The organism is Niastella sp. sgz303648 (assembly GCF_059587045.1).
The window spans coordinates 61,843-72,206 of record NZ_JCAPSW010000015.1; the positions used below are offsets into that span (position 1 = coordinate 61,843).

The window sequence follows — 10,364 nt, forward strand, 5'->3', positions numbered from 1 at the left end:
CCCTCCGGGTTTCACCCGGAGCTATTCTCATACAAGCCCTTCGGGCTCTATTACCTATTGCCCATTGCCTATTGTCCATTGCCTATTGCCTATTGCCCATTGCCTATTTCTACCACACATTCTTCGGACATCCATCATCGTATTTATTGCCGAGTAAAAAGCCGATCATGATTTCGTGCGAACCTTTGCTCACTACATTCAAACCGGATGTTGTATAATCGTAGGAATACCCCACATTGAATTTGCTGCCAACGTTTAATCCCACCATACCGGCAAAACCGTCGTTGTACCGGTAGCTGGCGCCGATCCATACCTTATCGAGGTATTGCAGCTTGGCATTCACATCTACCTGCGTTGCCGTGGGTTGTACATACTTTACCATTACCGATGGAATCAGATTGAAGTCCTCCCCCAGCAGAAAGCGGTATCCTGCCGTGGCAAATACATGCGGAATTATTTTTCCGCTGGAAGTTTTTACGGTATTATCAGAAAAGCTCACTTTTTGCGGAATGATCTGCTGTGCCGATATACCTAAAAAATAATCTGCCGAATACAGGTACACACCTGCCATGAAATCTGGCTTCACGGTATTGATCACACTATTGTTATATACAGCCGGATCAACCTGCACCGTTCCAAAATTCAGCTTGTTGGTATTTAGGCTGATATTGGTAAACCCGGCGCCAAAACCTGCAGCCAGACTGGTCCTTGCACTGATACCTATATGATAGGCATAGGTGCCGTAAGCCGAAAAATAATTCAGCGGGCCGGTACGGTCGTTGATCACCTGCATGCCAATGCCATGATGCGGTTCAGCGGCCGTATATTCTTCCCAATATCTTTTACCGCGCGGGTTTTCGCCCGGCACATCGAATGAAGTGGCCGTGGTGCGGTAATCGGTTTTATTGATCGGCGTATGAATGGTTACATAAGTTGTTACCGGTGCATCCTGCACGCCCGCCCACTGATGCCGGTGACTGGCTTTTATATCGGTATAATTTTCAATACCCGTTAAGGCAGGGTTTAAGATATATTGATTGAGAATATACTGTGTGTAATGCGGTTTCTGCTGCGCCGAAACCTGCACACCTATCAATACGGCCGTCATTAAACAAATTGCTTTTCTCATACGTTGTTTTTTAAAAGCTCACATACCACTATGTTTCGTCCCTACAGGACGATATCAACACGTAAAACCTTTCTACCAACATTTAGTGCCTGACGGCACCTTCCCATTGCCTATTGCCCATTGCCTACTGCCTATTGACCCTTGCCTATTACTTTAAACTCCGTTCTACGATTCTGCTGTCTTCCTTCGGGATTATCGGTACCATCGTCGTTTTTGTTCGGCGCAATGGGTTGTGATGAACCATAGCCTTTTGCCTGCAAACGGTTTTTATCAATACCCTTGCTGATGAGGTAGGCTACGCAACTCTTTGCTCTCGCCTCTGACAAACGCTGGTTGTATTTATCACTGCCGAGGTTATCGGTATGAGCGCCCAGCTCAATGATCATATCAGGATGTGCGTTCAGCATTTCAACCAGTTGATCCAATGCCGCATGCGATTCGGGTTTAAGGGTTGCCTTATCAAAATCGTAATACACATTCTGCAGCACCACAGGTTCTTCAACCGGCGGCGGCACATCTTTTACCAGGCAAATATTAGGATTGATGAGTTCTTCCGCCTCCGCATCGACCGGTGAATAAAAAGGCAATGAACCGTCGGAATAACCATTTATCGATGCAACTGCCTTTAAAGGCTGGTATTCATCCAATGTAAATGAATAGCTGCCGTCGGGATACGTCGTTTGCGTGTATAGCACTTTATTTTGAACAGTATCGAATATTTTCACGGTAACGCCGCCGAGCGGAGATTGCTCACCACAGGCAACAACGCGGCCGGTTACCTGCTTTTTAGGTTGTACCTTTTTCAGATAAAATAATTCAAGACAGCATTTGGCAGAACGGTCTGAGCTGAGCCATACATCTTCGAGCATATTCTTTGCTGTTCCCCTGCTTACAAAATAAACATCGTCTTTTACCGAGTTAACCGGGTAACCAAAGTTTACAGGCGCATTCCAATTATCGATAGTGCCTTTGCTGTAAAAGAAATCATAGCCACCCATGCCTACTCGCCCGTTGGCCGAAAAAACCAGTGTACCCGAAGCCGCATGATAGTAAGGCGCCTGTTCATCGTTTACCGAGTTGATCACGTTGCCGAGGTTACCTGTACCGCGCTCGCGCGGTATAGGTTTGCCGTTTGCATCCAGTTCGGCATACCAAAGATCAAAACCTCCATACCCACCCGATTTATCACTGGCATACAGCAGGTATTTGCCATCGGGCATTACAAAAGGTTGTTGTGTACTGAAGCCGGTGCTATTGATCGTACTATCGAGCAATACAGGTTCGCTCCATCCATTACCCGATTTTTTGCTGCTGTATATGGCAGATACTTTTTTACCGCCTGTTATTGTCCAGCGGGTAACAAACAAGGTATTGCCATCGGGTGTAAGGCTCACAGCACCCTGGTGTATGGCATTGGCCTGTGGCAGCGAAAGCAGCCTGATATCACCGGGCTGACCATTTACCACCTCTGTTGAAAACACCCGGTTTATATGCGATTGAACTTTTGAAGTGCTGTCAATTCGGGTTGAAGTAAACAGCAAGGTGTTTTCGTTCAGCCATACAGGTGCATAATTGGCGCCTTCCACATTCACCGGCTCAGCGGCTTTTTGCACATTGTACAGCTTCAGGTCTTTTTTCACCAGCTGGGTTTGAATAAACCGCAAACTCATCAGTTCTTTTTTAGCAGCTTCGCTGTACTGATCTTCGGTTCTATGTTCGTCGAGAAAATGATTAAATTCCTTTTCAGCCGTTTCATAATTACCCAGTGCTCTTAGCTCAATGGCATAATAATAACGCGCCAGCGGAAACTCTGTCGCACTTTCGGTTATTGCCTGCCGGTAATAATCTGCAGCCCGGGCATGATCGTGTAACAGGCGGTAACTTTCGGCTACTCTGTACAATGCCTGCTGCCGGCTGCTTACCGGAGTTGTATTTTTTTTAACCGCCGATGAAGGAACCGTATAAGGATTATACTCAGCGGTTTTTGGTTTATTGCCGGCAGTGCCGAGGTATTTTTCGTAATACTGGGCAGCCGAATAATAATCAGCTTTCTTGTAATAATTATCTGCGGCCCGCAAATAATCATATGTAAACTGGGCGTTGGCAGTTGCCAAACTACATCCCAACATTCCGGTAACAATTATTTTTCTCATAATGCATGTTGTTTTTTTATGCTCCGCCCCGGAGGGCGGAGTTATAATTTCATAGGCAGCAATCGTTGTGTGTATATATCAGGGTATTGTTTTTTTAATAGAGCGGTTGGTAGAAACCAACCGCTGTTTTCAGGACATTGGTGTACCTATGACTATAAACGCGGACAGACAAAATCTACTTCAGGTGTTTTAACCGATTTTTTTCCGATAAAGGATAATGAAATTTCAAAACTGTTCGAACCATGCGCCATCTTTCCCAGATCGGAGGTATTTACATCATAACTCACTCCCAACACCATATTTTTATGTGCAAACCCTACATAGGGCGATAAAGCATCTTTAAAGCGGTAATTGGCCCCCAGCATAAAATCGGTACCCGGCGCTGCGATCATACGCACATATGCACCCGCCATTTTTTCCTGCGCCGTTCCCTGTTTCAGGTACAAAAGGTTTGGTGTAAGGCTTAACATTTCATTCAATGTTATTCTCACCCCTGCATGGGCCGTAAATCGCATGGGAATTCTTCCATTACCGGTTGCACTGAACTGGTCGTCGGGACGGGTAAGGTGCGACACCGAAAACCCGCCAAACAGGTTCATCTTTTTACCCGGCTGTGCATCGTAGTATAAAATACCGGCGGCGGCATCAAAAGAAGTAGCCGATGTTTTTCTGAATACTTCAGCCGTTGGAGTGCCGGGGTTATACCCAGTGATCGGATTCCACTGATCGCCGAATGATAACTTCGATGGATTGAACTTGCGTTGTATAATGCCTAATTGCATACCCATCACTATGCGATGATATTCCTGCGGCCCAAACCGTACGCCCGTGTATGCGTAGCTTCCGTAAGCAGTGAGGTAATTATATCCACCATCGCCCGCCGTTTGATTTAATATGCTGGCGCCGAAGTTTGAATTTTTACTGGTAGTGAAATCGGCCGACAAACCCGGTGTAGAGAACGGACTGCTGATGTTTCCCCACTGCGAACGATATATACCCGATATGCGGTAATCGCCATCAAAAGCGCCCGTTAATGCCGGGTTCAGCCAGGAAGGATATACATAGTATTGGGAAAAGTGCGGATCGGTTTGCGCCCGTACTACATTACCGGCCACGCAGGCCGCTATCAACAGAATTATACTCGTTCTCATCACGTTTAGTTTTGTACCCCCGTCCACCCCCCAGCCCCCTAAAGGGGAGTAAGCATTGTGCACGGAGTTTGTTATTATTTAAATTTTTCTTTTCATTTCATAAGGGGAGAAGTGTCTTTCAACTTCTCCCTTCCTAAAAAACCCTGCTTCGTACCTAAGCTCATTTATTACAATCTTTTTTTACTTGTACCTTGTTCCTTGAATCTTGTGCCTTGTTCCTTATGCCTTACTTCACAATTGTGATCGATCCCGACTTCGGCGCAAAACCATTCTTTAAATGAATAACATAATAATAGGTCGCCATTGGCAGCGGCTTGCCGTTTGTGGTTCCATCCCACGGTTTACCATAACCGGAAGAATAGAATACCCGCTGTCCGTACCGGTTGAACACTTCTACCGTACAACCGGGATAGTCGCTCAGATTGGTAATTACCCATGTATCGTGAATACCATCGCCGTTGGGCGAAAAGGCATTGGGTATGGTAACCGGCTTCAGGATCTTCACGGTTAATTTATCCGAAGCGGTACACAGCCCTTCGCCGGTAGCTGTTAACGTATAGGTTTCGTCGTACAAGGCCTGCAATACCGGCCGCAGTTTAGTGGCGTTGTTCAAACCCGGCGCGGGCGACCAGCTAAAATTCAATACGGTTGAATCGTTGGCAGTTGGGTTGAACTGAATCACACTGCCCTCCGGCACAACAAACGAGGGTCCTGCATCAATTACCGGCTGCAGGTATACAACCACCTGCTTTGAAGCAATTTCCGATGCGCAACCAACACTGTTGGTTACACGCAGTTGCACAGTATATTCACCGGGCGAACTGTATCGTTTGACGGGATTTTGCTGTGTTGATGTGCTGCCATCACCGAAACCCCAGGTCCAGCCACTTACATTATTATTGCCGGCTGTACTTTCATCGGTAAACTCACTCTCAGCCCCCTGACAAAGTGTATCGGGTGCTACGGTAAAGGCAGCCACCGGTTTATCGAAGAAAGATGATAATGGTTTTGTTGCCTGGCTGGTACAACCCCATGATGAAGTTGCTACCAGTTGTATATTATAGGAGCCAGTTGAAGCATACACATGGCTGGCATCTGTTGCATGCGATACCGCACTGCCATCGCCGAAGTTCCAGGTGTAGGTCAGCGCCGCATTGTCGGCTACGGTTGTGTTATTTTTAAATTCGGCCAAACCGCCCGGCATACATACCGCTACAGGTAAACTAAAATCAGTTACCGGCAGCGGATGTACTGTTACAAGCCGGGTTACCGTATCACTGGTGCACCCCTGATCACTCACTGCAACCAGTTTTACAGAATACGTGTTATAAGCAACCCATGATTTTGTAAAGGAAGTATTGGTTGTTTTGATAACCCAGTTGCCGTCGCCGAAATTCCATTTCCATGCTGTTATGGTGCCTGAAGAAATAGTCGACTGATCGGTAAACGTAGCCGACTGGTTTAAACAGATATCATTGTTTGCTGTAAATGCGGCCACTGGTTTGGGATTAACAGTAATGGAACTTTTAATTGACTCAGTACAACCACCTGTTGATGTAAAGGTGTAAGTAATGAGATGTGTTCCAACACCTGCTACAGCGGGATTAAACATACCTGCTGCGGTAGTGCCAGGTCCGCTGTATACACCGGTACCGGGTACCCCATTGGTAACAGTAGCTGTTGCCACCGATACATTACCTGAATTTATACAAACAGCATTCAATGCAGGATAACTCAGTCGTGGCCGCACCGCAAACGTAGCGGCTATGGTTGTATCTCTTGAACAACCATTTATTGTATAGGCGGTAAAATGAATATTATAATTTCCAAACGATGTATATATATGCGATGGGTTTTGTTGCGTGGAAGTGTTGGGGTTGGTGGCCGTTGCATTGGGATCGCCAAAGTTCCAGTTCCAGGCAGCTATGGTTTGCCCATCGGGTGTTTTAGATGTATCAGTAAACTGTACTACTCCGTTTAAAGGCAAACAGCCAACGGGATAACTTACTCCAAGAATTGGTTTTGCATATACCCTCACAACCATTTGCGCCGTATCGCTTATACAGGCACTGCTCACTTTCACCACATGCTTTGCGGTATACATGCCATAATTGGGATAAGCATATGTTTTCGGATTGCCGTTGGCGGCTGTTGCCGTAGTGCCATTGCCATAATCCCAGTACCAGGTGTTAATAGCCACCGGACCTGCGTACGACGAAGTTTCGCTGAAGGTTATGTTTTCACCCTGGCAAACCGTTGCCGGGGTCGCCGTTAAAGTAGTTACCGGCGGCGCATAAATGGTAATTGGTTTGGTTACAGTAGCCGTGCAGCCATTGGTAGTAGTCACTGTTAACGTAACAGTTTGTGCACCGGTGGTTGTTAATAACCTCGAAGGATTTTGAACGCTGTCGATAACACCGCCGGCAAAAGTCCAGTCCCATTTCGAAATAGTATAGGTGCTGGTTGAAGCGGGGCCTGTAAAGCGTACCGTATCTTTTATACAACCTGTTGGGTGCGTAAACGTAAAGTCGGCCGAAGGCACAGGATACACCGTTACGACTTTTGCGGTAGTATCGCTTATACATCCATGATCACTTATCGTAACCAGTTTTACTGTATAGGTATTGGCGGCAGTCCACGACTTCGTGAACGAATTATTATTGTTGTTGGTAACCCAGATACCGTCGCCGAAGTTCCATTTCCATGATGTTATAGTTCCTGATGAAATGGTTGACTGATCGGTAAAATTGGCCGACTGGTTTAAACATATTCCTGCATTTACCGTAAATGCGGATACGGGTTTTGGATATACGGTAATAGTGCTGGTAACGGAATCTTTACAACCACCGGAAGTAGTGAATACATAGGTGATCGTATGCGTTCCTGCACCGGCTACCGATGGATTAAACACACCGGCTGCAGAAGTACCCGGCCCGCGATAAATACCGGTACCCGGCACCGCGTTGGTTACTGTAGCAGTAGCAACCGTTACAGGAGCGGTAATATTTTCACAAACTGCCGGTAAAGCCGGATAGTTTAATTGCGGCCGCAAACTAAAGGTAGCCGCCACCGTAGTATCTTTTGTACATCCATTGGCTGTGGTAACGCTGAAGGTAATATTATAGTTGCCGAAATTATAAGTATGTGTAGGGCTCTGTTGCGTTGATGTGTTCGGGTTAGCAGTTGTGGCATTGGGATCGCCGAAGTTCCAGCTCCAGGAAGTTATGGCCTGCGCATCCGGCACTTTTGTAGTGTCGGTAAACTGTACCAGGCCATTTGCCGGTAAACAGCCGGCCGGATAACTGAAGCCGGGTATTGGTTTGGCATACACCGTAACGGGAACATTCGCCGTATCGCTCACACACAGGTTGCTTACTTTAGCCACGTGTTTAACGGTATAGGTGCCGTACTTTGAATAAGTTACTGTTTGCGGATTTCCATTAGCGGGCGTGGTTGTTGTGCCATTGCCAAAATCCCAGTACCATTTGTTAACCGCAACCGGCCCTGTATAGGCAGCTGTTTCATTGAAAGTAATGCTGCCTCCTTCGCACACCGCTGTTGGCGTGGCATTCATAGTAACTGCAGGCGGTGCATAAATAATTATTTGTTTCGAGGTATCGGCCAAACAACCGTCGGCCGTAACCACGGTTAACTTCACCGGCTGCTGGCCTGTGGTGGTTAATAATTTCACGGGGTTTTGCACACTGTCTTTACCGCCATTGGCAAAGGTCCAGTTCCACTGCCCGATGCTGTAAGTTCCGGTTGAAGCGGGACCGGTGAAAAACACGGTATCTTTTATACAACCGGTGGGATGCGAGAAGGTAAAATCAGCTGTTGGTTTTGGTTTAACTTCTACTGTAATCTTCAGTTCTTCGGTATTATTACAGTTATCAAGCGATAAGCTGGTTGATTTGATGGGAATTTCATAGGTTCCCGGAGCGCTGAAATAATAGTTATTGGGTAATGCGTATTTATAATAGAGTATTCCGTTTAAAGTTACGGTACCATCATAGATCGCCGAGGCGGGGTCTATGGTTGTATCGGCATTGGGTGTAATAACATTACCCAGTGCACTGAGGTTCCATACCAGTTTTAATGGCTGATACCGGATGAGCGCAGATAATTTAACCGGTGTGCCTACACAGGTAAACGCATTCCGGTTCTTTCCGCCGTTCGTGGTATCGGGCAGGTTATGTACACTACCTACTGCATTCAGGTTATTTAAATAAGTGCCCACATTATAAGCATAACTTTCAACACTTCCTTCGCCATAGGTAATGCCGGTAAAAGCCGAATCGCAGGTTACAATACATTGTCCCAATGGAGCGGCCGGTGGCAACGGCGAATTCCATCTTTTCATAACAACTGTATAACCCGGTGCATTGGGATGCGGATATTGTGTTACAGTACCACCGGGGCCACCAATTTGCAGGCTCCCCACTCCTGCTGTGGGAACAATTAATGTAACATAGTTTACGGTAATAGATTCTTTATTATTCCTGAAAAAACCTACCCGTTTGATGGCCTGTTCAACCGGACTAAGCACTACCATTTCAGGATCGCCCAAACCGCCCGATCCCAGGCAACCGCCGCCTGTCATAAACTGCATCATTTCTATGGGCTTGTCGGCTTCTATTACATCTGCAGTATTGCTTTCAAATACATAAAAGTTTCCGTTGGTTAATCCCCCTAAGGTTTGTCCGTTACGTTTTACAACTGTAGCTGGGTCCCGAACCGCTACTTTATAGGTGCTTATCCCAAACGACAAGGGATCAGATGATCCTGAGAAAGGAGCGGTAATATATCGTTTGCCCCAGGCATGCTGCGGAAACAGTTGCTGGTTATCATTATCGCCTCCTCCGGTTCCGCACGAAGCGGGATTATAAGTACGACTGCTACCTGCAAAAACGGCAATAGGGCTACAATCGCCGCTTGCATTGGCTATTGATCGTACAGTGGTGCCTGTTAATTGTTTACCGGTAGAAGCGGCGCCGCCGTTACCACTGCCATCGGCGCCATCGTTGGCGCCGATCACCTGGTATATCTGCCCTTTCATCAGGTTTACCGTGATGCTGTTATTCGGGCTCAAACCTGTTTTATCCTGTGCTCTTGTTAATACCGAAGGTGTAATTTGTATTTTGGTATTGTCTTTACTCGCTATTACATACATCCAGTTGTAGCAATTATTCGCATAATCCTGCTTGCTATTAAGCGACACATACGAATATCCCCAGGCAGTTACCGGCAACAGCATGGTAGCACCTGATGAAGTACTTCCATAAATATGTGCGTAAGCTACAATGGGCACATTGCTTTCGATATGTATGCCTTTTTTTCTGAAAACACCTGCGCCTCCTGTTCCGGCCGGTGGCGGATCGGTATACAACCGCGCATCGAAGTTGGGATCACTGAGCGGATCGCCTGCAGCGGCCGCTACATTATTGGTACCTTTTGGAATAATATCCGAAGCAATGACTGTATAGGCAGGAATAGTATAGGTTTTCCGCCACCAGGTTGCCTGAAACGGCGAACTGCTGTCGATGGTTACCGTTACAACCGCCGGCTGATCTTCGGCACTCAGGTACAACACCATGTTTTGGGCATTGGTTCCGGTTTCCATAAACTGGTGATGCCCGTATCCCACCCAAAATTCTTTACCCCGGTTGCTTATGTTCTGTGCAAACGACAATATGCCGCACAACAGGAAAGTAAAAACAAAAACTATTGTACCACCAACCTGACGGGGTATGCGCTTACCTGTTGAATGTATGTTGTTCACCTGCATATGTCATCATTTTTAGCTAAGAGCAATGAGCCCTTCGGCTTCCGCCTTCGTCGGGCACATCGCTCAGGATAAAGTGTTAAAGAGTACGATCAACTCCCGTCCGGGGTCAGTGGAGGGCTTCAATGCCGGCAGAAAAGCTGCTGCGT

The 10,364-nt window shown here is 46.7% G+C and carries 4 protein-coding genes; all 4 read right to left on the reverse strand.

Annotated features, from left to right (window positions below):
- Positions 1 to 109: 109 nt before the first annotated feature.
- Positions 110 to 1,129: a PorP/SprF family type IX secretion system membrane protein gene (locus tag AC59IL_RS30840; RefSeq protein WP_496556100.1), complete on the reverse strand. Its 1,020-nt coding sequence runs from the start codon at positions 1,127 to 1,129 to the stop codon at positions 110 to 112.
- A 131-nt stretch (positions 1,130 to 1,260) separates the two neighbouring features.
- Positions 1,261 to 3,282, reverse strand: coding sequence for an OmpA family protein (locus AC59IL_RS30845; RefSeq protein ID WP_496556101.1), 2,022 nt, complete (start codon positions 3,280 to 3,282; stop codon positions 1,261 to 1,263).
- 152 nt (positions 3,283 to 3,434) lie between these two features.
- Complete coding sequence (locus tag AC59IL_RS30850; protein WP_496556102.1) at positions 3,435 to 4,433, reverse strand: PorP/SprF family type IX secretion system membrane protein; 999 nt, start codon at positions 4,431 to 4,433, stop codon at positions 3,435 to 3,437.
- 226 nt (positions 4,434 to 4,659) lie between these two features.
- On the reverse strand, positions 4,660 to 10,218 hold the full coding sequence (locus AC59IL_RS30855; RefSeq protein ID WP_496556103.1) for a PKD domain-containing protein: 5,559 nt from the start codon (positions 10,216 to 10,218) through the stop codon (positions 4,660 to 4,662).
- Positions 10,219 to 10,364: the final 146 nt, after the last annotated feature.